A 25,778-nucleotide genomic window follows, 5' to 3' on the forward strand; every position below is an offset into this window, starting at 1 on the left:
AGAATGGGTGAAGACACCCAGAGTCGGCATCGGCTGGCACGGGCTGTGGCTTTCTGTTACAGTCACGCCTCGGCAACGGCGTACACTCAGAGGCATATGAAACGTGTGGTGTGGCCCCTCTGGCTGCTGGGCGCAGCGCTCCTTCTGTTGGCCGTCATCAGCCTGACCATGCCGCGCCCGGCGCAGTCGCCGCTCAGTCTCGATCAGTTTCAGGGTGCACTCGCAGGCGGCGAGATTCAAAACCTCACCATCCAGTATCAGGACAACACCGCCCAGCTTGACGGTACCCTCAAGAACGGCACCCGCTTCGAGAGCCGCTCGCTGGCCGACGATCCGCTGCTGAACGTAGAAAGCCTGCAAAAGCGCGGCGTGGACGTGACCATTGCCCAGCCGGGCCGCTTCAACTGGATCACGGCGCTGAGCACCATGCTGACCGTCTCGCTGATCGTGGTGCTGCTGATCACGCTGCTGCGAAGCCGCAATCAGCAGGGCAGCGACCCGGCCAGTCAGTTCGGCAAATCGAAGGCCCATGTGGTCCAGGAAGGGCAGATCAAGGTCAACTTCGGCGATGTGGCAGGCTGTGACGAGGCCAAGGCCGACCTCACCGAGGTCGTGGACTTCCTCAAGCACCCCGAGAAGTACCACGCCCTGGGGGCCCGTATCCCCCACGGCATCTTGCTGGTCGGTCCTCCTGGCTCCGGCAAGACACTTCTGGCCAGAGCTGTTGCTGGAGAAGCCAAAGTCCCGTACTTCTCCATCAGTGGCTCCGACTTTGTGGAAATGTTCGTCGGTGTGGGAGCGGCCCGCGTGCGCGATCTGTTCGAGCAGGCCCGCAAAGCTGCGCCGTGCATCGTCTTCATCGACGAGATCGACGCGGTGGGGCGCAAGCGCGGCTCGGGCATGCAGGGCGGGAACGATGAGCGTGAGCAGACCCTGAACCAGTTGCTGGTGGAGATGGACGGATTCGGGACGACGCACGAGGTCATCATCCTGGCGGCGACCAACCGGCCCGATGTGCTGGACGCGGCCTTGTTGCGGCCCGGCAGGTTTGACCGGCAGGTGGTGGTGGACGCGCCGGACGTGAAGGGCCGCGAGACCATCCTCAAGATTCACGCCCGTAAAAAGCCCCTCGAACCCAATGTCGATCTCAACGCGGTGGCCCGCCGCACCCCCGGCATGGTGGGAGCGGATCTGGAGAACCTGCTGAACGAGGCGGCTTTGGGGGCGGCGCGGGAGCAGCGCAACCGGATTACCAACAAGGACATCGACGAGGCGCGTGACCGGGTGCTGATGGGACCGGAGCGCCGGAGCATGGTCATTGGCGAGAAGGACCGGCGGGTGACGGCCTACCACGAGGTCGGGCATGCGCTGGCGGCGCAACTGCTGCCGCACGCGGACCGCGTCCACAAGCTGACGGTGGTGCCGCGTGGTCGGGCGCTGGGCGCGGCCATGTACACGCCTGAAGACCGGATGCACCACACCGAGGCGTCGCTGCTCGACCGCATCGCGGTGGCGCTGGCCGGGCACGCCGCCGAGGCGGTGGCACTGGGGGCCGTCACCACCGGAGCGCAGAGTGACTTCCAGCAGGCCACCAACATCGCCCGCAAGATGATCACCGAGTGGGGCATGAGCAAACTCGGCAACATCGCCCTCCAGCAAGACGGCGGCTACCTGGGTTTGCCCGGCGAGCGCGGTCTGTACAGCGAGGAGACTGCCGAGCGCATCGACGAGGAACTGCGCCGCATCACTGGCGAGCAGTATGACCGGGTCCACGTGCTGCTGACCGAGCACGTGCATCAGATGCACCGGCTGGTGGACGCGCTGATCGTCCATGAAACCCTCAACGCCGAGCAGTTCGCGGCGGTCCTGGCGGGCGGTACCCTGGAAGACCCCACTCTGGGTCTGCCCGCCGTCACCGAGTTGCCCGCCGTGGGCACCCTCAAGCCGGGTGGGGTCTAGAAAGCGTTCAATCTTTAAGCGTCAGTCCCCGTCTGCAAGCAAATGAGCTGAAGACCGGGGCTTTTTTGGTTACCCTGGGCAGCATGTTTACCTTTCCGGAAGCGGCGACCCTCTCCGAGGCACGGGTGGGCCTGGAGTCCCATCTGCTGGCCCGCTTCGCCGCCCGCCTGCCCGCTGCCTTCGTGCTGGAAGCGGCCTTCGAGGAAGCCTTCTACCGCCGCGCCAATCTGCCCGAGCAGCTCGGCAAGCTGTTTGCGGCAATCAATCCCCGGCGCATCGACGAGGACGTGCTCGAAGGGCTGTGCGAAAAGGCCACCAGTCTGGTCCGCACCTCGGCGCTGATGGACGACAGCGTGCAACTGCTGCTCAGGGCCGTGAACAATGCCGGATTGAGCAGCGGCGAGTTTCACCTGCGCCGACCCGGTGAGCGCCGCAGCGAGAGTGGTGGGGCGCGGCCTCCCGGCAACGCGGTGCTGTTCGCGCTCAAGCGGCTGTGGGCCAATGACTGGCAGTTTGAGGCGGTGCTGGCGCGGCTTGATACGCTGGGCAGCATCGCCCTGGAGGCGCGGCCCGTGCTGATCTTTGCCGGGCCGCCCGGCCAGCCGGACCCTGGGCTGGCCGAACAGCTCGGCGCATTCGAGGCATGGCGCAGCGCTGCCGGGCTGGTCGGCCTGGCGTGAACGGGCCTGATCGGCTGTCTGCCCTGCCGTTCGGCCTGATCGGGGCGCTGCTCTTTCTGAATGTCTATGCGCCACAGAGCTTGCTGCCGGTGCTGGCCCGCGATTTCGGCGTGAGCGCGGCCCAAGTCGGCACGGTGGTCGGCAGCACCACGCTGGCGATGGCCCTCTTCTCGCCGCTCTCGGGCCTGATCGCCGACGCGCTGGGCCGCCGACGCGTCATGCTGGGGGCCTTCGCGCTGCTGATTTTGCCGAGCCTGCTGGCGACCCAGGCCCACTCGCTCAGTGCGCTCAACCTGGCCCGCTTCGTCCAGGGCCTGCTGATTCCGCTGGTGATGGTGGCCGTCAGCGCCTACCTGGCCGAGGAATCGCCGCCCGCGCGCTTTGCGCGGCTGCTCACCGCCTACGTCACCGGCACCATCGTGGGCGGCTTTGCCGGGCGGCTGCTGAGCGGTCTCGCCGAGTACGAGGGCAACTGGCATCTGGCCTTCGGGCTGCTGGCCCTCACCAACCTGGCGGGTCTGGGCGTGGCCTGGCGGGGCCTGCCGCACGAGCAGCACTTCACGCCGCAGCGCCGCTTACCGGAAGCCGCCCGCGTGCTCGCGGGTCATCTGCACAATCCGGTGCTGCGGCTGACCTGTGCGGTGGGCTTTCTAATTCTGTTCGTGCTGGTGTCGGTCTTCAATACCGTCACCCTGCGGCTGGCCGCCCCGCCGTACTCGCTGGGCAGCGGGGCCATCGGCTTTATCTTCGCGGTTTACCTGCTCGGCGCGGTCATCACGCCCATCACGGCCCCGGCCCTGGCGCGGCGCGGACCCCGCTGGGCACTCGGAGCTGCCGTGCTCACCAGCCTGGCGGGGCTGGCGCTCACCTTGGCCTCCCCGTTGCCGCTGCTGATCGCGGGTCTGGCCGTGGCCGCCTGCGGGGTCTTCGTGGCCCAGGCGGCAGCCCTCAGTGCCGTGCAGCAGAGCATCGCTGGCGGACGCAGCCTGGCCAACGGCCTCTACAACCTGGCCTACTACGGCGGCGCGTCGGTGGCCAGCGTGCTGGCGGGCGCAGCCTACGACTGGCGCGGCTGGAACGCGGTGGCCGCGCTGTGTCTGGTGGCGATGCTGGGCGCGGGTGGGGTGGGGCGGCGGGCCTGGGCGAAGCTCTGACCTGCGCTGACCCCTCGCCTCCGAATCGCCGCTCTCAGATCGTCGGCATCACGTTGCCGCCCGACACCGAGATGTACTGCCCAGAGATGAAATTTGCCAGATCGGAAGCCAGATACGCCACCAGATTGGCGATGTCCTGGTCACAGCCCCGGCGGCGCAGCGGCACCCCGGCCCGGTAAGTGTCGGCTGCGGCATCATCGGGTTTGTCCTCGCTGATCATCCAGCCGGGGGCCACCTGATTGACCGTGATCTGGTGCTCGCCGACCTCGCGGGCCAGCACCCTCAGCACCCCGTCCATGCCGCGCTTGCCTGCCACATAGGCGCTCTGGGTCGGCAGATTCTGCATGGCGCACTCGGTGTTGATGCCGATGACCCGTCCCCAGCCGTGCTGAATCATGGCCGGAACGAACACCTGGGCCATCAGGACGTTGTGCAGCACGCTGGAGCGGAACTGACCCTCGTAATCGGCCAGCGGCTGAGTCAGCACGCTGGTCCAGTCGTACTGAATGACGGCATTGTTGACCAGAATGTCGGGCGATCCGAGTTCGGCCTCGATCTGCTGGCGCATGGCCTGCACGTCCGCTTGCTGCGTGATGTCGCCCTGCACGCTGACGGCCCTGACGCCCAGCGCCCGCGCTTCGGCCACCACTTTTTCAGCGCTTGCTGCGTTCTGGTGATAATGCACGGCGATATCCGCGCCGCAGCCCGCCAGCGTGCGGCACATGACGCGGCCCAGTTGCCCCGAGCCTCCGGTGACGAGAGCGAGGTGGCCGGTCAGATCGATTTGCATGGGAGTGCCTCCTGATAGGTGAGCTGGTTCGGGCAAGTCTATGGCGGCGGCGACCCTTCCGGGCAGCAGCGTCAGATCTGGCCCCAGGTCATCTGTCCCCAGAGTTGGTGTCACACTGACACCATCCCCAACAACTGAATATCAAATAGCGCCCCAGTCTCCACGCGGGGCGCGCTTTTTTGTTTGCCAGGCCGGCCACCCCTGTCGGGGCATCTTCACGCTAGCGGCCCCAGGCCAGGCAAACTGACGATTTCCTGCTTTCGTAAGTCCCGCCGGGCCTGCCACAATGTAGAGAGAACGCGGGGCGAGTGAACGGCACGCATGGGAGAGAGCATGGGCCAGCGGTCAGATGAACAGCAAAAACACGAACAAGGCGCAGTGCGCCCCGGCCACCCGGCCCGGGGTCTGAAATCTGCCGGGCCGATCATCATCGAGGGGGCCTTTACCTACGACGCCCTGGAAGATTTGTTCTTGTACCTGTGCAGTCGCCGCGAAACCCTGACCTGGCAGCTCACCACGCTGGCGGGCAGCTTCACGCTGCTACTCGACCAGGGGCAGCCCGCCGACATCATGTTCCGCCCGGTGCGGCCCATCGGGGCGTATGTCGGCCTGCGGGCGCTCCAGACCCTCTTTCAGCAGCAGGGCGGGCAGTTCACGGTGCAGCGCAGCCCGGCAGCCCTGGGTTCGGCGGCTCTGAAGCGGCGCAGCCTGAATGCCAGCGGTGAGAACCTGCTGATCGCCATGGCCGCCCTCGATGACGAGCACAACGCTTCAGCGGTCCTGTCGGGCATTGTCGTCGACGACTCCGCCGAGGCCGCGCTGGTGGCCGATCTGCTGCCGGAAGACCACCGCACGGCCTTCGTCACCCGCAGTCGCGACACACCGCTGGTGGACGTGCTGCAACTCTTCTCGGTCAGCCGCCGGGCCTACCGGGTTTCGCTGTTTGGGGCCGGGGCCGGGCCAGTCGGTCAGATTGATCTGAGCGCCAACCAGGTCGGGCGGGTCTCGGCGGCGGGTGTGGGGTCAGACCAGCAGGGTCAGGCCGCGCTGAACTGTCTACTCAGCCTCAGTCTTGCAGCCGAACTGCGGACCGAGGTCAGCCCGCTGGCCGCAGACGAATGGCCCGGCAACCCGCTGGGCAAGCTAGACAGTCTGCTGCTGCGGGCCGCGCTGGACGGTGCCCTGGCCACCGAGCCGCCGAGCGCCGACACGGCACCGACTGTCCCGGCGCAGGTCAGCCCAGTACAAACCAGCCTAGTACAAGCCAGTCCAGTACGGATTGATCCGTTCCAGGTCAAACCAGTGCAAAGCGATTTAACCAGGCCGCCGCCCGGCATCGCCGCCCGCCTTCCCGATCAAGCGACGCCACCCTCGCCGTTGCAGCGTCTGGGCCGCTTGCTGCGCCGCCGGTAGGTGGCCTCGTAGACTGTCTCAGTGCAAGGCTGATCTTGCGGATTTCACAGCACCAGATTGCACAGTGCTCAATCTCATAGGGCCAAATCTTGCTCATAGGGCCAAATCTTGCAGGGCCAGCGCCGCCGGTTCGTGGGCGGGCGGCAGCAGTTCGCGCGAATCCAGCACAGCGTCGGGAATTCCGGCCAGGGCCGAGTCCAGCACTTCCAGTCCCGCACCCTCTCTGAAAGCCTGCTCGCTGATGGTGCGCTTGTAATGCCGTGCGCCGCTGTGACCGGCGAACAGGCCCAGGGTATGGCGCAACATCCGGCTGAGGTACACGCCCCGCTCCAGTTGCTCGGCCACGTAGGGCCGGAACGCCTCGATGACCTCGCGGCGGCTGGGGTCTGGGGTGGCCTCACCGAAGCAGCGGCGGTCCACGGCGGCCAGCAGATACGGCGTTTGGTAGGCGGCGCGGCCCAGCATCACGCCGCCCGCCCAGTCCAGGTGCGTTTCGGCCTCGCCGAGTGTCTGCACGCCGCCGTTGAGTACGAAGGTCAAATGCGGAAAGTCGGTGCTCAGCTGCCGCACCACGTCGTACCTCAGCGGCGGCACCTCTCGGTTTTGCTTGGGCGAGAGGCCGCTGAGCCAGGCCTTGCGGGCGTGGACGATGAAGGTCTGACAGCCTGCTGCCGCCACCGTCTGCACGAAGGTGTGCAGGTGACCGTAGCTGTCGAGGTCGTCGATGCCGATGCGGTGCTTGACCGTCACCGGCACGCCCACGGCCCCGCGCATGGCGTCCACGCCGCGCGCCACCACGTCGGGTGTGGCCATCAGGCAGGCACCGAAGGCTCCGCTCTGGACCCGGTCCGAGGGGCAGCCGCAGTTGAGGTTGATCTCGTCGTAGCCCCAGTCTTCGCCGATGCGGGCGCACTCGGCCAGCGCGGCGGGGTCGCTGCCACCGAGTTGCAGGGCCAGCGGGTGCTCGCGGGCCGAGAAGTCCAGATGCCTGGCCTGATCTCCGTGCAGCAGCGCCCCGGTGGTGATCATCTCGGTATACAGCAGCGCCCGCTGGCTCAGGGCCCGGTGAAAGACCCGGCAGTGCCGGTCGGTCCAGTCGAGCATCGGGGCCACGCTGAAGGTGTGCGGTGGGGGCAGAATCTGGGCCGTCATCTCAGCCGCGCAGTGTAGCGCCTGGGCGCATCGGGGAAGGCGGTCTGGGTCATGGTGGCGCTCAGCGCCCGGCTCAGCGGTACAGATCGGCCCGGCTGGGCGGCAAGGTCACGCGGCGCTGCTCGTCGGGCTTGGCCAGCAGCGTCTGGAAAATGGAGAGGTGCCCGGCGCTGAAGTAGTACACGCAGGCATTCAGGTAGATGCGCCACAGCCGGTAGCGCTCCTCGCCCAGAAATTCCAGTGCCGCCGTCTGGTGGGCTTCCAGATTCCTGGCCCAGTGGCGGGTGGTCTGGGCGTAGTGCTCGCGCAGGTTTTCCACGTCGCGCACCTCGAAGAGGGCTTCCTCGGCAAATTTCTGGGTTTCCCAGATCGGCAGCAGCTCGCCGTCGGGGAACACGTAGCGCCGCGCAAAGTTGCCGGATTGCAGCAGGTTCGAGACCTTGGCCTGCCCCAGCCCTGAGGCGATGGCGTGGTTGAGCATCAGCCCGCCGGGTTTCAGCACCCTTTGAGCGGTGGCGAAATACTCGGCCATGTTCTTGCGGCCCACGTGCTCGGCCATGCCGATGCTGGAAATCTTGTCGAACGGCCCCTCGACGTCGCGGTAATCGCGCAGCTCTAAACTGACCAGGTGGTCCAGCCCGGCGGCGGTGACCCTGGCTTTGCCTTCCTGCAACTGCGCTTCCGACAGGGTGACGCCCGTGACCGAAACGCCGTAGTGCTGCGCAGCATAGATTGCCAGCCCGCCCCAGCCGCAGCCGATGTCAAGCAATTTCTCACCGGATTTGAGTCTGAGTTTGCGGCAGATCAGTTCGAGTTTGGCGGCCTGAGCCTCGTCCAGGGTTTCCTCGCCGCTGGGAAAGTAACCGCAGGAGTAGACCATCCGCTCGTCGAGCCACAGCTTGTAGAAGTCGTTGGAGACGTCGTAGTGGTGCGAGATAGCGGCCTTGTCGCGCTCGCGGCTGTGGGTCTCGCCTTCCAGGCTAGCCTTGGGTGCGGGCGGCGGTGCACCGGCTCCCCGGCGCAGACGCTCATAGTCGCGCATTAGCCCCGGCACGGCCTTCAGCCCTGGCGCGGCGTCGAAGGTGTCGGCCAGCTCGACCACCGCCGAGAAATCGCCCTCGATGTCGAAATCGCCCCGGATGTACGCCTCGCCCAGCGCCACGTCCAGTGGCAATCTCAGCATCCGCCCCAGGGTCTTGGGGCTGTTGAGCCTCAGCCGGGCGTCCTCGCCGGTGGTGGCGGGCAGGGTCGTGCCGTCCCACAGCTCGACGGCAAAGCGGCGGCGGCTGGGCAGGCCGACTTCCAGCAGGCGCAGGGCGGCGTCCCGCAGCTCTCCAGCGGTGGCGGCGGGGCGCAGGCGGGCGATCAGCACCGCAGCAGCCGTCAGGGCGGCAGCACTGAGGGCGGTGGTCTGGGCGGGACTGAGCCTGGAGCGGGACTGAGACGATCTGGACTGAGACGATCTGGACTGAGACGATCTGGGCATGCGGAATTCTCCTTACGGCGGCAACCCGGCCATGATACTGGCTGAGGGTTTCGACTCGCCGCGACCAACCCAAAGTGATCAGCCCAATATGATTAATCCAGCGGCTGCTTCACCCCGCCCTCCAGCACCGCGAACGTTCCAGCAAGCGGATCGAGCCGTGCCCGCGCCCCCAGTGGCAGGGTGAGCTGCGGACTGGTGTGGCCGAAATCCACGTTCGCCAGCACCGGCAGATCTTCGCGCCCCGCCTCCCGCAACACTTTTCTGACCCAACCGTAGAGGCCTTGCACCATCTCGGGCGGGTAGCTCCTGGGCCGGGCCAGCACCAGGCCCGCTGCTGTTTGCAGGATGCCCTGCGCGGCAAAGTTCCGCAGCCAGTATCCGACCTGGTGGGGCGGCGGTACATCTTCACTCGTTTCAAGAACCAGCACCGCGCCGCGCCACAGGTCTGGCTCCGGCCAGCCGGGTGAGCCGTTGAGCATGTCTAGCACTTCCAGGCAGCCGCCGATCAGGTGGCCCTCGGTGGGCTGCTGGCCTTGCAGCCAGGTCCAGCCTTCCGAGGGCGCAAAATCGCGCGGCGTCTCCTGAAGTTCGGGAAGCCACTCGAGGCGCTGCTCGGTCCACGCTGGGGCGGCTTGAAAGGTGAACGGCTGGGCGGACATGACTGCCTGCCGCACGCCCCGCGCCACCTCGGGCCGGATGCCGCCGTGCTCGGCCAAATCGGTCAGCAGGGCTGGGCCGTGAAAGGAACAGACGCCCGCGCGCAGAAACTGCATCAGCGTGACGGTGGCGTCGGAGAAGCCCAGGAAGACCTTGGGGTGACGGCGAATCAGTTCCAGATTCAGGTACGGCAGCAGCCGCACGCTGTCGTCGCCGCCGATGATGCTCAGGATTCCAGCGATGTCGGGGTTTTCCAGCGCCCAGTGCAAATCGTCGGCGCGGGCCTGGGGATTCTGGGAGAGATATTCCTCGCCGCGCAGGGCGTTGGGGGCGGGTACGATCTGCCAGCCGAACGCCGCCCCGATCTGCCGGATGCCCGCCTCGTAGCGGTGCATCACCTCAGTCACGAAGCCGCTCGACAGGCTCAGGGCCGCCACCGTATCGCCAGGTTGGAGCGCGGGCGGGCGAATGAATGTAGGTGTCATCGTTGCCCCGCCTTAAGTCTTCCAGTGGTCATGAACCGCAGCGCGGGTGCAGAGAAGGGAGTGGTCATGGCTGAGCATAGCGGCGCGCACAGGCCGCCGAGCGGGCCAGATGGCCTATTGATCTCAGCTGAAGTTGGAGATAGTAGATTGGAGAGATGACCGACCGTTGGCTACCCTCGCACCTGACCCGAACTCAACTCGAAGAACGTCGGCTGCACTTCCTCGAACTCCTCGAGACTCAAGCGCACAGTACCCAGGAACTCGCTGAGTTCTTGGGCGTCAAGGCGAGTACCATCAGCACGTGGAAACATCGCCTGCGGCACCAGGGTTCAGACGCGCTGCAGGCCACGGTGACCACGGGAAGAGCGCCAGCGCTCTGCGGGGAACAGCGGGAGACACTCAAGCGTCTCCTGTGCGAAGGCGCGCAGGTCCACGGCTTTCCTGACGCCAGTTGGAGCACCTTGCGGGTCAGAGACGTCATTGGTCGTCACTTCGATATCTGGCATCACCGCGATCACGTCCGCAGAATCCTGCACCAGTTGGGCTTTTCCCGCCAGAAGCCAGACAAACGCGCCCTGGAACAGAACCCGGACGCTGTGGCGACCTGGATTCAGACCACCCTTCCCGAGATCAAAAAAAAGTAGCTGCCGGTGCGACCCTGGTGTTCCTGGATGAAGTGGGCTTCAGTCTCAAAGGCACGGTGAAGCAGACCTGGGCGCTGCGCGGCCAGACCCCCGTGGTCCTCGGGAAAGCGAGCTGGGATAAGGTCTCAACCATCGGTGCGGTGACCACTGCTGGCCAGTTTTTCCAACAAACTCAGCACGGGGCCTTCAAAGGCCCCGATGTTATTTGCTTCCTCCAGCACATCTTGACCCACGTCCCAGGAGAGATCGTGGTGGTGCTGGACAACGCTGGCATCCATAAGTCGAAGGCCGTCACGGCCTTCGTCACAGGTGAATCTCGGTTGTCCCTGCAGTACCTCCCACCGTATGCTCCGGAACTCAATCCCATCGAGCTGGTGTGGGCGTACATGAAGCGGAACATCCTGGGGAACTTCTGTGCCCGCACCTTGCAGGAACTGAAGGCACGCCTCCGGGTTGGGTGGCAGCGCGTTCGGTATGTCCGACTCCCTGCTCGCCTCCTGCACAGCTATCTCCCATCTTGAACTTCAGCCGGGATCAATAGGCCAATGCGCGGGCTTGAGCGCTGCGGGCGTTCTGCTATACTTCTTTGTGCGCGCTGACTGACGAGGCGTAGCGCAGGCTGGTAGCGCACTTGGTTTGGGACCAAGGGGTCGCAGGTTCGAATCCTGTCGCCTCGACCAGCACGGCAGCGCGCGCACGCGAGATTGGTGTAGTGGTAGCACAGCAGCCTTCCAAGCTTCTGGCCTCGGTTCGAATCCGTGATCTCGCTCCAGATTTAAAGAGCAGCGGCCTTGCAATGGGCCGCTGCTTTCTTGGTTGTTCGTCTTCCGGCTCAGCTCGCGGCGGCCCCATTTGCCTGTGCAACCTGCGGCGCGGCGGGCTGGGCCGAGGCGAAGCTGGCCTGCATCAGCTTGATCTTGACCTCGTGGGGCCGGGTGGCGGCTTGCAGGGCATCCTCGCGGCTCAGCAGACCCGCACCGACCAGTTGCACCACGTGCTGATCAAAGGTCTGCATGCCGTGCAGCCCGCCTTCCTCGACGGCCTGCTTGATCTCTTCGAGCTTGTCTTCGTGCTTGATGCATTCCCGGATGGTGGCGGTGCCGAGCATCACTTCCATGCCCAGCACCCGCCCGCCGCCGACCCTGGGCAACAGGCGCTGGCTGACCACCCCGACCAGGCTCTCGGCCAGGCCCTGACGAATCTGGGCGCGCTCGTGCGGCGCGAAGAAGTCGATGATGCGAATCATCGTTCGCATGGCGTCCATGGTGTGCAGGGTGCTGAACACCAGGTGGCCGGTCTGCGCCGCCGAGAGGGCCGCCTCTACCGTTTCCTTGTCGTGCATCTCACCGATCAGGATCACGTCGGGGTCCTGGCGCATTGAGGCCCGCAGGCCCGCTGCGAACGACAGGGTATCGCGGCCCAGTTCACGCTGCGAGACGGTGCCCTGCTTGTCATGGTGCAAAATCTCAATCGGGTCTTCCAATGTCAGCACGTTGACCGGCTGGTGGGCATTGATGTGGTCGATCATCGAGGCCAGCGTGGTGGTCTTGCCGCTGCCGGTGGGGCCGGTCACCAGAATCAGGCCGCGCTCGTTGGCGACCAGCGACTCGAAGGTGGCCTGCGGCAAGCCGAGCTGCTCGAACGTTGGAATGGGTCGGTCTTCGATGACCCGCATGATCATGCTGATGGAGCCGCGCTGGTGGTAGGCGTTGACCCGGAAACGGGCCAGGCCGGGAACGCTGTAGGCAAAGTCGGCGTCGCGCTGCTTGGCGAACTCGCTCCACTGCTCGGGGCGGTCCATCATCAGCCGGGTGAAGTGTTCGAGCTGCTCAGTACTGAGCTTCTCTGTGCCGAAACGCCGCAGATCGCCGCCGACCCGTCCGCCCGGCAGACTGCTTGCCCGCAGATGTCGCTGGCTCCGGCCTGAACGATGGTGCTGAGCAGGGTATGTAAGAGGTCCACTGCCCGAGCGTAGGCAAGCGGCTCTCACGCAAACCTGACGGAGCTGAAGTCTCAACGCGGCCTTTCAAACTGCCGGGCGAGGTGGTACATTCTTTCGGCAGGAATGCCGCCGCGCTCGGCCCCGGCACCCTTAGCTCAGATGGATAGAGCAACCGCCTTCTAAGCGGTCGGTCGCTGGTTCGAATCCAGCAGGGTGCACCACTCAGAATCCCGTCTCAGACGGGGTTTTTCTTTTGGCTCGACTTTGGGCGTTCTGGGAGAGTGCAGCCGGGCGAGGTATAAAAGAGAATGACTGACCTGGATCAGCTCAAGCTCCGCCCGCTGCGCCCGGGCGACGAGGAAGATGCCGTGCGCTGGGCTGCCGATGAAGGGTTCTGCCGCGCCGCCGACTGGACGCTGAATCTCGCGCCCGACAAGGTGCGCGAACACTGGCGCAAAACTGTCGCTGGACTCGGCCTGGACTTTCTGCGGCTGGGCGTGGAACTTCATGATGCATTGGTGGGCCATGTTGATCTGGCGTGCCTCACCGCCCATTCCGGCGAGTTCGGCATCGTCATCGAGCGTCCGCGCTGGCGACAGGGTGTTGGATTGGCGGCGGGAAGGTTGCTGCTCGCTCACGCTTTTGGAACCCTGGAGCTGGAAGAAGTCACGGCCACCGTTCACACTCCGAATCTGCCCTCGCATGCGCTGATGCGGCGGCTGGGTTTCGCGGAGGAGGGTGAGGCCGAGCCGGAGCAGTATCAGGGCGAGGTGGTGGCGGTAACGCGCTACACGCTCAAACGGCAGGACTACTCACCGTGAGACTGCAATACGTGCGTCCACAGGCGTAAGTCGCGCCTTTCTCATGAGTCAGTTCTCGGCCAAAGTTCAGCCACCCGGTCCCCTGTCAGGAAGCGCGGTCCTCCCCGAACGGCTAGCCGTCCATTCGGCGGAAGTCGTTCGGTCTCCCAAAGCGCACCATGGCTGCATGACCAAGAATACTTTTTCCGATCTGTCCGAAGCCCTTTCCTCTTCCGTTTCTCGAAGCGCCCAGTCCATCGTGACTGTGCTCTCGGGCCGCGCCATCAGCGGCGTCGTCACCGCCGAGAATGAAATCCTGACGGTGGCCCACGTCCTGCCCGGCGACGAGGTGCGGGTCCGGACCCCCGATGGCCGCGAACTGACGGCGCAGGTGGTGGGCCGTCAGCACGCCAGCGATCTGGCCCTGCTGCGCGTTTCCGACCTGAAGGTGCCGCCCGTGACTGCCAGCCAGGGCGCACAGGTCGGCGAACTGCTCAGTGTGGTGGCCCGCCCCGAGCGCGGGGTGCAGGCCGCGCTCGGCTTTCTCGGCGCGGCGCTGCCAGAGCGCGGCTTCATGCCCACCGGGGCCGCGCCGTTCCGGGGCGTGTCGGGCGGCGGCGTCTTCGATGCGCGCGGCGGCCTGATCGGCCTCGCCAATGCGGGCCTATCGCGCGGCGAGCTGATGGCCGTGCCTGCCGAGCGGGCGCTGAGGGTGGCGCGCCTGCTCTCCCGCGATGGCCGGGTGCCGCAGGGATATCTCGGCATCGGCACCCAGCCGGTTCACTTTCCTGAACAAACCGAGCCGGAAGAAAGACAGCCGGAAGCTCAGCCTGAACAAGCGCCGCCGGAAGCGGGGCAGCCCACTGCCGGGGCCGGGCGCGGCGAACGCGGCTGGAACCGGGAGGGCCGGGGTGAACGGGGCCGGGGCGGTCCCTGGGGACGGGAAGGACCGGGCCGTGAGGGGCCTGGCCGCGAGGCCTGGGGACGCGGTGGCCGGGGCGGCTGGAATGAGCGCGGCTGGGGCGAACGTGGCTGGGGCGGGCGCGGCGGTTCGGGCGGAGGTCCGCGCCGGGGCAAGATCGGCCTGACGGTGGTGCAGGTGGAACACGCCAGCCCCGCCCAGGCTGCCGGAATCATGATCGGCGACGTGGTGCTGACGCTGGACGGCTCGCCGATTCACCACCCGGTGCAACTGCTCGACGCGGTGCGTGACCGGGCCGGGGAGACGCTGACTCTGGGCATCCTGCGCGGCGGCGCGCAGCAGGACGTGTCGGTGATGCTGGGAGAGCGGTAAACCGGCAGGGCCGAGTTCAAACATGCGAGGCTTGACGCTGTGCTGAGTGCCCTCTTCACCGACCTGCGCGTTTACATTGGCGTGCGCTCTCCCGCTGCGGCGGCAGGGGTGCGCGCCTTTATGCTGGAAGCGGGTCTGACGCTGGCGGTGAGTGCCCACGAGGCCGACGTTCTGGTACTGGACGACGCGGCCTTACACGATCTGGACGCCCTGAGCGACTTTCCCGGCGGCGTGGTGGCGCTCGGCGGGCCGGTATGGGCCAATGCGCTCTCCGAACTCAACCTGTCCGGCTGGGCCGCCCTGCCGCCGGACGCCGGGCCAGTCGAACTGGTGGCGGGCGTGCTGGCGGCGGCGGCGGGCCTAGCGGCGGTGGGCGCGGCGCAGGCTGAACGCCTGAAGCCGTATCTCGACGACCTGGAGGCGCAGGACCCAGACTCCGACGAGACCCTGGCCGCTGTGCCCGGTGACCTTCATCTCACCCCCCGCGAACACGAGGTGCTCGATCTGCTGGCGGCGGGCCTGAGCAACAAGCGCGCTGCTAAGCAGCTTGGCGTCAGCGAACACACCGTCAAGTTTCACGCCCAGGCCATCTACTCCAAGCTGGGCGTCTCCAGCCGCGCCGCCGCCGTGACGCGCGGGGTGCAGTTGGGGTTGCTGAGCGTGTAAGGGTGGCCAGCAAGTACATCGGGCGCGGGATGCAGCAAAAGCGCTGGGGCCAAGCGGCGCAGCTCTGTTCATAGCACCATTGACCCAGGGCTGTTCTCTCAAACCCGCCTTCATCATTTCAGACAGTCCCCCGGCGTACCCTGCGCTTTAATTTTGCCATGACCGACTCTCAACCTGGCCTGTTCGGGAGCGGGGCCGATGCTGCTCAGGCTCCCGCGCCCGTGCCCGACTTGCCCGAGTCCTGGCGGCGGGCGCTGGCCGCTGAATTCACCCAGCCGTATTTTCAGACCCTGATGCAGTTCGTGGACGCCGAGCGCAGCGCCGGTCCGGTGTTTCCCGCGCCGGAAGACGTGTTCAACGCCCTGAAACTTACCCCGCTGGACGGGGTGAAGGTGCTGATCCTGGGACAGGACCCCTACCACGGGGCCGGGCAGGCGCAGGGGCTGGCCTTCAGCGTGCGGCCCGGCGTGCGGGTGCCGCCGAGTTTGCAAAATATCTACAAAGAGTTGCGTGACGACGTGGGCTTCTCGGTTCCCAGGCACGGTGATCTGCGGCCCTGGGCTGCCCAGGGCGTGCTGCTGCTCAATGCCGTGCTGACGGTGCGGCAGGCCGAGGCCAACAGCCACGCTGGGAAAGGCTGGGAGAAGTTCACCGACGCCGTGATCAACGCCGTGAACGCCAGATCGGAGCGTGTCGTGTTCGTGCTGTGGGGAGCCTACGCCCGTAAGAAGACCAAGCTGATCACGGGGCCGCAGCACGTCGTCATCGAGTCGGCGCACCCCAGCCCACTGAGCGTCACCAGATTCATGGGCACCCGGCCCTTCAGTCAGGTCAACGCGGCCCTCTCGGAAGCGGGGCGCAGCGTGGTTGACTGGCAACTGCCGATGCAGGCAGGCGAGTAGACCATGCCTTCCCGTACCGACCTGCTGCAAGACGATTACCTGCGCCGTGAGGGGCACGAGCCGGGCAAGTTCGAATACTTCTGGCCCGACGAAACGCCCTTCACGGACGGGCCTGCCCTGGCACGCATCGCGGCCCTGGCGGTGCCGCCCGCTTACCAGGACGTGTTCGTCAGCCCCGATCCGGACGCCGAGGTGCAGGCGTTTGGCCGCGACGCCGCCGGGCGGCTCCAGTACCGCTACCACGCCGACTTCGTGCAGGCCGGGGCCATGAAGAAGTGGCAGCGCCTGATCCGTTTCGCCGGAGCGCTGCCGGATCTGCGGACCGTGACCGCCACCGACCTGCGTCTGCCTGCTGGCGAGGGCGGCGGTTTGCCCCGGCGCAAGGTGCTGGCGCTGATGACCCGGCTCCTGCACGTGGCCCGCTTCCGAGTGGGCAGCGACATCTACGCCCGCACCCACCAGACCTACGGCCTCTCGACCCTGCGTCAGCGCCATGTCAAGGTGGAAGGCCACACCATTTTCTTTGACTTCAAGGGCAAGCATTCGGTCTGGCAGCACAAGCAGACGGTGGACAGGACGCTGGCCGCCAACCTCCAGAAACTGCTCGACCTGCCTGGTCCCTGGCTGTTTCAATCGGTGGACGAGGGGGTGCGCCGCCGCCTTCGTTCGGCGGACCTCAACGCCTACCTGCACGAGGTGATCGGCCCGTTTACTGCCAAGGATTTCCGCACCTGGGGCGGCACGCTGTTGGCCGCCGAGTTTCTGGCCGAGGCTGGGGTCACGGACGACGAGAAGGCCGCCCGCAAAATGCTGGTGGAGTGCGTCAGGTACGTGGCTGCCGACCTCGGCAACACTCCCGCCGTCACGCGCGGCAGCTACATCTGCCCGGTCATTTTTGACCGTTACCTGGCGGGTAAGGTGCTCGACGACTACGAGCCGCGTGCTGCGAAGATGTCCACCCTGGACGGCCTGACCCGCAGCGAGGCGGCCCTTCAGCGGCTGCTGGCGAGTGAGCGTTCGCTGAAACAGGGCCGCCGAGCCGCCAGTGTCAGTCACAGGGAGAAAGTCCAGCAGGACAACGGTCAGAAGGAGAGCGCTGCATGATGCACCGTCCTGTTCCAGAGCCCACCGCGCCCGGCCAGGAATCGGTCTGGGCCTACCCGCGCCCGCCCAGACTGGAGCACACCGACAAGCGCCTCCAGATCTGGCTGGGCGGCGAACTGATCGCCGACACCGACTGGAGCCGCGCGCCCGCCTTCCGGGTGCTGGAAACCTCGCACCCGCCTGGTTACTATCTGCCGCCTGACGCCTTCAAAGCGGGCGTGCTCAGCCCGGCCAGCGGCAGCAGTATGTGCGAATTCAAGGGCGCGGCGACCTACTGGACCCTGACCGGCGGTACCCAGGCGGCGCGGGCGGCGGGCTGGAGTTACGAGCGCCCCACCCCGGCCTTCCGCGAGATGGCCGGGTGCGTGGCGGTCTACGCTGGAGCAATGGACGAGTGCCGGGTGGCCGGGGAAGTGGTCACGCCGCAGCCGGGCGAATTCTATGGCGGCTGGATCACGGCGGACATCAAGGGGCCGTTCAAGGGCGCGCCGGGCACGATGGGTTGGTGACTGGGAATTGGCGACTGGGTGGTGACAGGTGCCGACTGACAGAGGCCTGTCAGCTTCTCAGGGTAAACTCAGGGATATGGACAAACCAAACCTCGACGACTACCTCGCCAACCTGGGCATCAGCGAGGGAGACGACGCGCCGAACGTGGTCGAGGCGGCGCTGGGCAGCGCTGCGCCGCTCGCCGAACACCAGGAGCCACTAGAGGTCTTTGAGCAGTTCATGCGCGGCGTTGTCGAGCACCTGGGCGGCGACCTGACCCTCAGCGTACGAGACGCGGGCGAGGCGCTGGAAGCCGACATCGGCGGCGAGCGGGCCAGCAAGCTGGCGGGGCGCGACGGGCGCACCCTGGGCGCAATCGAGGTGCTGGCCTACGCGGTGCTGGCCAAGCACGCCGGGCGCAGCGACGTGCGGGTGCGGGTGGACGCCGGGGGCTTCAAGCGGCGGCAGGCCGACAACCTCGCCAAGCTGGCCGAGCGTTTGGCGGTGCAGGTCGCCAAGAGCGGCGAGCCGCACGAACTCCAGCCGATGCCGCCCGCCGAGCGCCGGGTCATTCACGTGGCGCTCAAGGACCATTCGCTGGTCACCACCGAGTCGGTGGGGGAGGGGCCTGGCCGCCACCTGGTGATCAGGCCGCGCACCGAAATGACCGAGTGAGCTTGCCGCCCGAACGGGTTCCCGGTGGTTCTTGGTCTTCGGTGGAGGCCGCGTGAGCACCGACGGCCTGCGGCTGGACCTCTCCGAGTGTCAGGTGTATACGCTCAAGCTGGGGCTGCGCGAGACCACCGAGCGTCTACGGCAGGCCGGGGTGCCCTCACCTGAAACCGACGCCCGCGAGATCATGCAGCGGGTCGCCAACCTCAGCCGCCTCGAATTGTTGATGCGGGGCGAGCAGCCCATCAAGGTGAGGCAATTACGACACCTCGAACAGCTCACCCGCCGCCGCGAGGCCCGCGAACCGCTCCAGTACCTGCTCAGTCCCATCGAATGGGCCGACTTGCACCTGAACGTTTCGCCCGCTGCGCTGATTCCCCGTCCTGAAACGGAAGTGCTGCTCGCTCTGGCACTGCAAACCTTGCAGCGCTGGGCCGCTCCCCGCGTGCTGGAGGTGGGCACTGGAACGGGGGCGCTGGCGCTGGGCGTCAAGCAGGCCAGGCCGGAGGCCCAGGTCATGGGCAGCGACATCAGCCCGGAAGCGCTGGCCCTGGCCCGCCGAAATGCCCAGCTCAACAACCTAGATGTGGCGTTCGTGCAGGCCGATCTGCTGACTGGGCTGAGCGGTCCCTACGATCTGCTGCTCAGTAACCCGCCGTATCTGCCGGACACTGACCGGGCTGAGGCGCAGCCGGAAGTCAGTTTCGACCCGGAACTAGCCCTCTACAGCGGCCCCGACGGCCTCGATCTGGCCCGCCGAATGTGCCAGGACGCGCCGCGTGTGCTGGCTCCCGGCGGCACGCTCTGGCTCGAACTCGACCCGCGCAACGTGGAGGTGATGGCTGCCGAACTGCGTGCGGCAGGCTGGAGCGCCGAGGTTCATCCGGACCTGACCGGGCGGCAGCGTTTTCTGACGGCCAGGCAGGTTGGCGGCCGAGTCAACCTGGACGGGCGCTGACTCTTACAGCAGCCGCTCCTGCCCCGGCGCGTCCTGGGGCCACCACTGGAACTGGCCCAGGTCGCATTTTCCGGCAGTATCGAACACCACGCCCTCGGCCACCAGCAAGCCGCGCTGAATATCGCCGAAGCCCAGCTTGTCGGTGCTGACCTTGCCCTGCGCGTTGATGACCCGCTGCCAGGGCAGATCGTGGCTCTCCAGCAGACCGTTCATCACGTACCCGACCTGCCGCGCCGCGCCCGGCTGCCCGGCGAGCAGGGCGAGTTGCCCGTAGGTCATGACCCGGCCCGGCGGAATCTGGGCCACCAGCGCCAGCACGCGGGCCTTGAAACCGGGAAGGTCCTGTTCTGAAAGGGTCATGCGCCGCAGTCTAGCGGGCGCAGCACTCAGGACAGTGCTGAATCTGGAACTCCGGCAAAAAGTGCTGTGCTGAAGGCCCATTTGCCTATCTAACCATCATGTTCTGGGCGCGGCCGAACAGCTTCCCCGAACCCTGGCGCTAAGCTGCGGCATGCTCAGTCTGGACGAACTCGACGCCCGGATTCGCGCTGCCCTGATGATTGACGCGCGGGTGTCGCACGCCCTGGCCTACGGCAGCCGCACCCAGCACCTGGACGGTGAGTGGCAAGGCGACGCCTACAGTGACCTCGAATATTACGCCTACCTGCGCCCCGGCGCGGTGATCAGTCCCCGCGCCTTTCTGGAAACGCTGACGCCGCTGCTGCTCTACGTCGTCAATCTGTTCGGCACCCCCAACGCCGTGACGCCGGAACTGCACCGGATTGAACTGCACGTGGTGGACGCCGCACAGATGTCCGACATCCTCGCCTGGCCCCTCACCCACGCTGACGTCGCCGCCATGCTGATCAAAGACGAAGGCGGTCAACTCGCCCGCACCCTCGGCAAGTGGGCGGCGGGGCCGGACTGGACGCCGCAGGAGCCGCAACTCATCTATGATCAGGCGCTCAACTGGCTGACCTTCGCCTCGGCGGTGGCGGCCAGAGGAGAACTCCTGCGCGCTGCCGAGCTGCTGACCTGGGTGCGCGCTGCCCTGCTGCGGCTGGCCCGCTTTGCCCTCGGGCTCGTGCACCTGCGCGCCGAGACCCGCCGGGCCGAGCGCGATCTGGGCGGGTGGGCGCGGCGAATCGCGGATGTCGGCAGCGGCGCGGGCGAGGGTCTGCGGCGGGCGCTGGAGCTGTGCCGCGAACTGGCCGCCGCCCTCGGCCTGGAGCCGCGCGGCGGGTTGCTGGCGGCCCTGGAGGCGCGTGCTTGCTGACGGTCTCAACTTTCTCTCAACCTGGCGTTTACCCGCCCCCCGCCGCCGCCGGATAGTGTGGCGGCATGGACACCACCGCACAGCACCGCGTCCGCGCCCGGCTCGTCACGGGCAGCCTGGAGCGCACCGAGGACCATCCCGTTCCCTACAGCCTGGACATCGCCGCCGCGCCCAACCCCGACATTAGCACCCCGGAACTGGGGCCAGTGCTGCAACTGCGGGTGGTGCAGTGGCCCGAGGACCCCGAGCGCGAGCGCGAAATCCTCAAGACCTTCGTGCCCAATGCCTCGGCGCTGCGCCAGGCCGTGCTGGGCGCGCAGCAGGGCCAGCGCCACGACTTTCTCTACCCGGAAGAAGCGCCCAACTGGGGCGTCAGGATCGAGGGCATCGACGATCAGGGAACCCAGGAGGTGCTGCTGCGCCGCCTCGACCCCGACAGCGGCATCGGGGCCGACGACGCCTTCGCCCTGGAACCGCAGGATCTCCCGGCGCTGCTGGAGCACCTCGGCACGGCCCGTATTGAGTTGCGCGAGGCCCGCCGCGAGTTTTTCAGCGACGGCGATGCTGATACCAACGACGGCCAGGTCACGGGCGAGGGCGGTCTCTGAACGGACTGGCCGATCACTCTGCGCCGCAGCCCACACTTCACCCAATCTCCATGAGGCACGGCGTTTAGCCTTCATTGGGCAAGCTCACGGGTCGTGAATCCCTTCACAGTCAGCCGTCTGAGCATCCCGTAGGGTCGAAGTGATGGCAACGCATCCGCCCCGCCCAGCCCGTGCCCGCAGCCCCGAAGAAAAACTCGTCCGCCGGGGCGACATTCTCCGCGCCGCCGAGCGCCTGTGGACCACCACCGCCTACGCCGACCTGAGCATGAACCAGGTTGCCCGTGAAGTGCAACTCGCCAAGGGCACCCTCTACCTCTATTTCGAGACCAAGGAGGAATTGTTCCTGGCGCTGCTCTCCGAGCACTATCAGGCCTGGTTCACCACGCTCGGCGCGCTGCTCGACGAGAAGCGCCCCACCCGGCCCAACGACGTGGCCGACGTGATCACTGAGAGCCTCCGCGGCTTCGAGGCGATGCGGCGACTGCAACTGCTGCTCGGCAGCGTGCTGGAACGCAGCGAACTGGCGGTCAGCTTTCGTCAGCAGGTGCTGGCGCTGATGCAGACCGCCGCGCCCCGGTTGCCCTACCCGCCCGAGATGGCGATACGGGTACTGGTCCATACCGACGCCCTGTGCGTGGGCTGGCAGCACCTGACCGAGGAGGCCCCGGCCCACCGCACGCTGCTGCTGCACCCCGAGTTGCAACCTTTGATGGTCAACTTCGAAAGGGAGCTGAACACCTCGCTGCGGGCGCTGCTGAACTATTTGCAGGCCGACGTGGCGCTCGCCAACGCCTGACCGCTTGACTCCACCCAGCCCCGGAGCACCCAGCCGGGGTTTTTTCAGGTTGCTCATGGGTGGGCTGCCGCAAGAAAAAGCCGCCGAGTTTCCCCGGCGGCCCCATCTGATCCAGTTGTTGGGTTACTTGCTCTGCATCTTCAAATCGGCGCGGGCCTTCTCCAGGTATACGGCCACGGCGTCGGCGCTCTTGACGTCACTGAGATTGATGTAGTGGTGCTGGCCGTCCTCGCTGTCGGTGCGGGTCAGCTTGATGCGGTCACCGTCGAGGTGATCGACCGTGCCGACATGCTCGCCGTTGACGTCCTTGACCTGAAGGTGCTCGGTGATCGAGTCGCGCAGTTCCTGGTCGAGGGCGGTATCCACCTGGCTCATATCGTTGTTGGTCATGCAGGCAGGCTACCCCTCCCACGCCAGTCCTTTCATGTGGGCAGCGTCAAGGCCACCTTGAGACAGGCGTGTTGAGGTCCGAGGAGAGGCGCTTCAGGGCGTCCAGGTCGGGATTGGTGAGCGCTGCGCCGACCCGCTCGGCAAACTGCGGGGGTGCATCTGGTACAGCCCCGGCCAGTGCCACCGCCCCCTTTTCGTTGGTCAGCCACACCTCGCCGCGTGCACAGAGGGTCTGCACCAGTGCCATCACCGCCTGATAGGCGCAGCCCTGGGCGTAGTGAATGTCGCCGCGTTGCTGGCCTTTGGCCGCGCCGTAGAGCCAGAACTCTGGCTGCCAGTCGTAGTGGGCAATCAGCGCCGCCTTGAGTGCAGGTGGATAGTTGCCCAGTCGTTCACGCAGCGCTGAGAGTTCGCCGCCGTCAAACAGAATCTGGCTCAGTGCCAGTTCCGCCGCGTAGTGGTGGCTGTGGACGCCGTGCGGGTGGCCCGGCTGGGCGTGCAGCTTGATGTGGCCCGCCAGGGCATCGTCCACACTGCGCTTGACCCGCCCCAGCTCGCGGTAGATGAAGTCCACCCGTTGCCCCCGCACCGTCAGCCACGCGCCGCCGTCCACCCAGGGTCCCCAGCCGCCCGGTGGGGTGGCCTCGGCGGTTCCGGCGTCGTCCAGCTCGCGGCACAGTTGATTCAGCACGGTCAGATCAAGGGGCGTTTCGGCCCGGTAGTACAGGCCAAGATCAATATCCGAGTCCGGCTGGGCTGCGCCTCGTGCGCGTGAGCCGCCCAGCGTGACGGCCTGCACGCCGGGAATCTGGGCGAGGCGTGCGGCGAGCGTGTGGGTGAGATCAGGCGACATGCCCAACTCTAGCCAGCTTGTTCTGCATGCGCCTCGGCCATGCGGCGTATCTCCCCGCCCCCACCGACCTTGCTACCATGCAGCTTATGACGCAAGGCAAGCAGCCCGCCCCTGACAAGAACGATAAGAAGGCCCAGCAGTACGGCGTGACGCCCCAGAGCGTGGATTTCAACGACTGGTACAACGAGGTCGTCAAGAAGGCCGATTTGGCCGACAACAGCCCGGTGGCGGGCGCGATGGTGATGAAGCCCTACGGCTCGGCACTGTGGGAAAGGATCGTCAGGTGGCTCGACGACGCCTTCAAGGCCCGTGACCACGAATCGCTGATCTTCCCGACGCTGATCCCGATGGATTTCATCATGAAGGAAGCCGACCACGTGGAGGGCTTCGCGCCGGAGTTGTTTACCGTCAACAAGATTGGTACCGAAGTGCTGGCCGAACCCTACGTGCTGCGGCCCACGTCCGAAACCATCATCGGGCACATGTGGAGCGGTTGGCTCAACTCCTACCGTGATTTGCCGTTTCTCCATTACCAGTGGGGCAGCGTCTTCCGGGCCGAGCTGCGGACCAAGGCGTTCCTGAGAACCAGCGAGTTCTACTGGCACGAGGGCCACACCGCCCACGCCAGCGCCGAGGAAGCCCAGGCCGAGGTGCGGATGATTCTGGATTTGTACCACCAGTTCTGCCGCGACATTCTGGCCCTGCCAGTCGTGCGCGGTGAGAAAACTGCTTCCGAGCGCTTCGCCGGAGCCAGCGCCACCTACTCCATCGAGGGCATGATGCGTGACGGCAAGGCGCTCCAAGCCGGAACCAGCCACTACCTGGGCCAGAAGTTCAGCAAGGCGTTTGGCGTGAAGTTTCAGACCCGCGACCAGAAGGAAGAGTTCGCCTACACGACCTCCTGGGCCATCTCCAGCCGGATCATCGGCGCGCTGATCATGACGCACGGCGACGACAAGGGCCTGATGATGCCGCCCAACATCGCCCCGACCCAGGTGGTCATTATTCCGGTGGGCCGCAAGGACAACTTTGAGGAGATGGTGGCCGAGGGTGAGAAGCTGGCCCTGGAACTGCGTGCCCAGGGTGTGCGCGTCAAGGTGGACAAGCGCGACGGCGTCACCAACGGCTTCAAGTACAACGACTGGGAACTCAAGGGCATCCCGGTCCGCATCGAACTCGGCCCCCGCGACCTGGAGCAGGGCGTGGTGGTCGTCAAGAACCGCACCAGCGAGGAGAAGGAAACGCTGGGCCGTGCGGAAGCGGTCAGCGGTATCACGGCCCGACTGGACGCCATCCAGGGCTTTTTGCTCCAGCGTGCCACCGACTTCATGCTCGGTAACACCGTGACGGTGGACAGCTACGACGGGTTCAAGGCAGCCATCGAGGACGGCAAGTGGGTGCGGGCCTTCCACTGCGGCGACGCCGAGAGCGAGCGCCAGATCAAGGAAGACACCAAGGCGACGGTGCGCAACATTCCCCTGGACGACGCCGAGTTCTTCGCCGAGCGCGAGGAGGGGGTGTGTGTGCATACCGGTAAACCTGCCGCCTACGGCAAGCGGGTGATTTTCGGCCGGCAGTACTGAGAGCTGCTTAAGCCTGTGCTGGATACGCCATGAGAGGCAGGGGCGTATCCCTGAGTCTGGGGCTACCGAGAGCGATTTGAGCCTGCGTAAATGTCCCAGGTTTGAGTGAGGGGCGGGCTGGCGTGCCCAGCGGCCAGGTTCCCTACGGGAGGAGAGGCGTCCTTGTGGGCGTCCGTTCTACTCAAGGTGTTGCTGGTGATCCATGACCCTGAGTGCCGGGAACCGGGGTTCATAAAACGGCGCTGGGCAACCCGCTAAGCTGAGCGTATGACTGCCGCTCCGCTGCCTCCTGTTCGCACACAAGCGCCCCAGCGTCTCCTGCTCTCGCTTGGCCTGGGGGTGGCGGCCTGGCTGCTGTGCGCCGCCGTGCCGTATCCCGCCGCCTGGAAGCATTTTCCCTGGGAACTGCGCGCCCTCATCGGCTGGCTGGTCTTTTCTGCCAGTTACCTGATCTCGTCGTGGCGCATTATTTTCGCGGTCAACAGCGGCTGGATTCGTGAGCTGGCCCAGCAGGAAGACAACGGCAGGCGGGCGTCGGGCGTCATTGCCATCATCACGTCGCTGATCAGTCTGGCGGGCGTCATGTTTGCCCTGTCGCGCGCCGGGAATCTCAAGCAGGAGCCGCTGCTTGAAGCCCTGCTGATCGGTGCGGGCCTGCTCAGTGTGGCCCTGTCGTGGCTGGTCATCCAGACGGTCTACCTGTTTCGTTACGCCCACCTGTATTACGAAACGCCCGAAGGCGGCGTGCAATTTCCGGATACCCCCGAACCCGATTATCTGGACTTTGCTTACCTGTCGTTTACCATCGGCATGACCTATCAGGTGTCTGATACCGATTTGAATCAGCGCTCCATGCGGCGGCTGCTGACGGGACACTCGCTGATTTCTTACGTTTACGGTGTGGTCATCATCGCCCTGGCCATCAGCGTCGTCAGCAGCGTGCTGTCCTGAAGGTCGGGCGGATTGTTGTCAGGGGGATGTCAGCCCACCGGAAGAATTTCCAGCATTTCCGGGCGTAAGCGTTT

Annotated in this window: 26 protein-coding genes and 3 tRNA genes; 21 read left to right on the top strand and 8 right to left on the bottom strand. The window is 66.2% G+C overall.

Annotation, left to right across the window (positions count from 1 at the left end; genetic code table 11):
- Nucleotides 1-96 precede the first annotated feature (96 nt).
- The 3 genes from ftsH to N0D28_RS04030 all read left to right on the top strand — a co-directional run bounded on the left by ftsH (nt 97) and on the right by N0D28_RS04030 (nt 3,793).
- On the top strand, nt 97-1,959 hold the full coding sequence (gene ftsH / locus N0D28_RS04020) for an ATP-dependent zinc metalloprotease FtsH (RefSeq protein WP_260561099.1): 1,863 nt from the start codon (nt 97-99) through the stop codon (nt 1,957-1,959).
- 83 nt (nt 1,960-2,042) lie between these two features.
- Nucleotides 2,043-2,639 (top strand): hypothetical protein, encoded by a 597-nt coding sequence (locus N0D28_RS04025; RefSeq protein WP_260561100.1) that lies wholly within the window; start codon nt 2,043-2,045, stop codon nt 2,637-2,639.
- Nucleotides 2,636-3,793, top strand: a complete 1,158-nt coding sequence (locus N0D28_RS04030) for an MFS transporter (RefSeq protein WP_260561101.1) — start codon at nt 2,636-2,638, stop codon at nt 3,791-3,793. The genes N0D28_RS04025 and N0D28_RS04030 overlap by 4 nt, the downstream gene beginning before the upstream one ends.
- A gap of 34 nt (nt 3,794-3,827) precedes the next feature.
- Here the strand turns inward: N0D28_RS04030 and N0D28_RS04035 are convergent, their stop codons facing one another.
- Entirely contained in the window at nt 3,828-4,583 is a 756-nt protein-coding gene (locus N0D28_RS04035; protein ID WP_260561102.1) for an SDR family NAD(P)-dependent oxidoreductase, read from the bottom strand.
- A gap of 333 nt (nt 4,584-4,916) precedes the next feature.
- Between N0D28_RS04035 and N0D28_RS04040 the strand changes: the two genes are divergently transcribed.
- Nucleotides 4,917-5,996: a DUF4388 domain-containing protein gene (locus N0D28_RS04040; protein ID WP_260561103.1), complete on the top strand. Its 1,080-nt coding sequence runs from the start codon at nt 4,917-4,919 to the stop codon at nt 5,994-5,996.
- 93 nt (nt 5,997-6,089) lie between these two features.
- Here the strand turns inward: N0D28_RS04040 and dusA are convergent, their stop codons facing one another.
- The 3 genes from dusA to N0D28_RS04055 form a co-directional block, all read right to left on the bottom strand.
- Nucleotides 6,090-7,148 (bottom strand): tRNA dihydrouridine(20/20a) synthase DusA, encoded by a 1,059-nt coding sequence (gene dusA / locus N0D28_RS04045; RefSeq protein WP_260561104.1) that lies wholly within the window; start codon nt 7,146-7,148, stop codon nt 6,090-6,092.
- Nucleotides 7,149-7,221: 73 nt separating this feature from the next.
- Complete coding sequence (locus N0D28_RS04050) at nt 7,222-8,634, bottom strand: class I SAM-dependent methyltransferase (RefSeq protein WP_260561105.1); 1,413 nt, start codon at nt 8,632-8,634, stop codon at nt 7,222-7,224.
- A gap of 92 nt (nt 8,635-8,726) precedes the next feature.
- Nucleotides 8,727-9,776, bottom strand: coding sequence for a S66 family peptidase (locus N0D28_RS04055; protein ID WP_260561106.1), 1,050 nt, complete (start codon nt 9,774-9,776; stop codon nt 8,727-8,729).
- Nucleotides 9,777-9,931: 155 nt separating this feature from the next.
- Between N0D28_RS04055 and N0D28_RS04060 the strand changes: the two genes are divergently transcribed.
- The 3 genes from N0D28_RS04060 (at nt 9,932) to N0D28_RS04070 (ending at nt 11,192) form a co-directional block, all read left to right on the top strand.
- Nucleotides 9,932-10,941, top strand: a protein-coding gene (locus N0D28_RS04060; RefSeq protein ID WP_376777651.1) for an IS630 family transposase whose coding sequence is annotated in 2 segments (ribosomal slippage) — nt 9,932-10,406 and nt 10,406-10,941 — 1,011 coding nt in all. Because the reading frame shifts where the segments join, the coding sequence is not laid out codon by codon here.
- Between the two features lie 82 nt (nt 10,942-11,023).
- Nucleotides 11,024-11,100 (top strand) — tRNA-Pro (locus N0D28_RS04065).
- An 18-nt stretch (nt 11,101-11,118) separates the two neighbouring features.
- A tRNA-Gly gene (locus tag N0D28_RS04070) sits at nt 11,119-11,192 on the top strand.
- Nucleotides 11,193-11,252: 60 nt separating this feature from the next.
- On the opposite strand, the gene N0D28_RS04075 is transcribed toward N0D28_RS04070, so the two are convergent.
- On the bottom strand, nt 11,253-12,326 hold the full coding sequence (locus N0D28_RS04075; RefSeq protein ID WP_376777666.1) for a type IV pilus twitching motility protein PilT: 1,074 nt from the start codon (nt 12,324-12,326) through the stop codon (nt 11,253-11,255).
- 180 nt (nt 12,327-12,506) lie between these two features.
- Here N0D28_RS04075 and N0D28_RS04080 point away from each other — a divergent pair.
- From N0D28_RS04080 to prmC, 9 genes are all read left to right on the top strand, one after another.
- Nucleotides 12,507-12,583, top strand: a tRNA-Arg gene (locus N0D28_RS04080).
- An 87-nt stretch (nt 12,584-12,670) separates the two neighbouring features.
- Nucleotides 12,671-13,183, top strand: a complete 513-nt coding sequence (locus N0D28_RS04085) for a GNAT family N-acetyltransferase (RefSeq protein ID WP_260561107.1) — start codon at nt 12,671-12,673, stop codon at nt 13,181-13,183.
- Between the two features lie 166 nt (nt 13,184-13,349).
- A complete protein-coding gene (locus N0D28_RS04090) occupies nt 13,350-14,456 on the top strand; it encodes a S1C family serine protease (RefSeq protein WP_260561108.1) in 1,107 nt (368 codons plus the stop codon).
- Between the two features lie 39 nt (nt 14,457-14,495).
- Nucleotides 14,496-15,122, top strand: coding sequence for a helix-turn-helix transcriptional regulator (locus tag N0D28_RS04095; RefSeq protein ID WP_260561109.1), 627 nt, complete (start codon nt 14,496-14,498; stop codon nt 15,120-15,122).
- A gap of 158 nt (nt 15,123-15,280) precedes the next feature.
- Nucleotides 15,281-16,024: a uracil-DNA glycosylase gene (gene ung / locus N0D28_RS04100; RefSeq protein ID WP_260561110.1), complete on the top strand. Its 744-nt coding sequence runs from the start codon at nt 15,281-15,283 to the stop codon at nt 16,022-16,024.
- A 3-nt stretch (nt 16,025-16,027) separates the two neighbouring features.
- On the top strand, nt 16,028-17,128 hold the full coding sequence (locus N0D28_RS04105; protein WP_260561111.1) for a DNA topoisomerase IB: 1,101 nt from the start codon (nt 16,028-16,030) through the stop codon (nt 17,126-17,128).
- Complete coding sequence (locus N0D28_RS04110; protein ID WP_260561112.1) at nt 17,125-17,637, top strand: DUF427 domain-containing protein; 513 nt, start codon at nt 17,125-17,127, stop codon at nt 17,635-17,637. The genes N0D28_RS04105 and N0D28_RS04110 overlap by 4 nt, the downstream gene beginning before the upstream one ends.
- A 76-nt stretch (nt 17,638-17,713) precedes the next feature.
- Nucleotides 17,714-18,292 (top strand): Jag family protein, encoded by a 579-nt coding sequence (locus tag N0D28_RS04115; RefSeq protein WP_260561113.1) that lies wholly within the window; start codon nt 17,714-17,716, stop codon nt 18,290-18,292.
- Between the two features lie 52 nt (nt 18,293-18,344).
- The gene (gene prmC / locus N0D28_RS04120; protein ID WP_260561114.1) at nt 18,345-19,247 is read left to right on the top strand and encodes a peptide chain release factor N(5)-glutamine methyltransferase; all 903 of its coding nucleotides are present in this window, start codon (nt 18,345-18,347) and stop codon (nt 19,245-19,247) included.
- Between the two features lie 3 nt (nt 19,248-19,250).
- Here prmC and N0D28_RS04125 read toward each other — a convergent pair whose 3' ends face one another.
- Nucleotides 19,251-19,607: an MGMT family protein gene (locus N0D28_RS04125; RefSeq protein ID WP_260561115.1), complete on the bottom strand. Its 357-nt coding sequence runs from the start codon at nt 19,605-19,607 to the stop codon at nt 19,251-19,253.
- A 151-nt stretch (nt 19,608-19,758) separates the two neighbouring features.
- Here N0D28_RS04125 and N0D28_RS04130 point away from each other — a divergent pair, with 151 nt between their 5' ends.
- The 3 genes from N0D28_RS04130 (at nt 19,759) to N0D28_RS04140 (ending at nt 21,927) form a co-directional block, all read left to right on the top strand.
- Complete coding sequence (locus N0D28_RS04130; RefSeq protein ID WP_260561116.1) at nt 19,759-20,523, top strand: hypothetical protein; 765 nt, start codon at nt 19,759-19,761, stop codon at nt 20,521-20,523.
- Nucleotides 20,524-20,588: 65 nt separating this feature from the next.
- Entirely contained in the window at nt 20,589-21,131 is a 543-nt protein-coding gene (locus N0D28_RS04135) for a hypothetical protein (protein WP_260561117.1), read from the top strand.
- A 142-nt stretch (nt 21,132-21,273) separates the two neighbouring features.
- Nucleotides 21,274-21,927, top strand: coding sequence for a TetR/AcrR family transcriptional regulator (locus N0D28_RS04140; protein ID WP_260561118.1), 654 nt, complete (start codon nt 21,274-21,276; stop codon nt 21,925-21,927).
- A 123-nt stretch (nt 21,928-22,050) separates the two neighbouring features.
- On the opposite strand, the gene N0D28_RS04145 is transcribed toward N0D28_RS04140, so the two are convergent.
- Together N0D28_RS04145 and N0D28_RS04150 are read right to left on the bottom strand one after the other, a co-directional pair.
- Nucleotides 22,051-22,317: a DUF2171 domain-containing protein gene (locus N0D28_RS04145; protein ID WP_260561119.1), complete on the bottom strand. Its 267-nt coding sequence runs from the start codon at nt 22,315-22,317 to the stop codon at nt 22,051-22,053.
- 46 nt (nt 22,318-22,363) lie between these two features.
- Complete coding sequence (locus N0D28_RS04150) at nt 22,364-23,170, bottom strand: nucleotidyltransferase domain-containing protein (protein ID WP_260561120.1); 807 nt, start codon at nt 23,168-23,170, stop codon at nt 22,364-22,366.
- Nucleotides 23,171-23,256: 86 nt separating this feature from the next.
- Here N0D28_RS04150 and proS point away from each other — a divergent pair, with 86 nt between their 5' ends.
- Nucleotides 23,257-24,753: a proline--tRNA ligase gene (gene proS / locus N0D28_RS04155; protein WP_260561121.1), complete on the top strand. Its 1,497-nt coding sequence runs from the start codon at nt 23,257-23,259 to the stop codon at nt 24,751-24,753.
- Between the two features lie 267 nt (nt 24,754-25,020).
- Nucleotides 25,021-25,704 carry a DUF1345 domain-containing protein gene (locus tag N0D28_RS04160; RefSeq protein ID WP_260561122.1) on the top strand — a complete coding sequence of 228 codons (684 nt, stop codon included), beginning with the start codon at nt 25,021-25,023 and terminating at the stop codon, nt 25,702-25,704.
- Nucleotides 25,705-25,778: the final 74 nt, after the last annotated feature.

It is taken from the genome of Deinococcus rubellus (assembly GCF_025244745.1).
GTDB lineage: Bacteria > Deinococcota > Deinococci > Deinococcales > Deinococcaceae > Deinococcus > Deinococcus rubellus.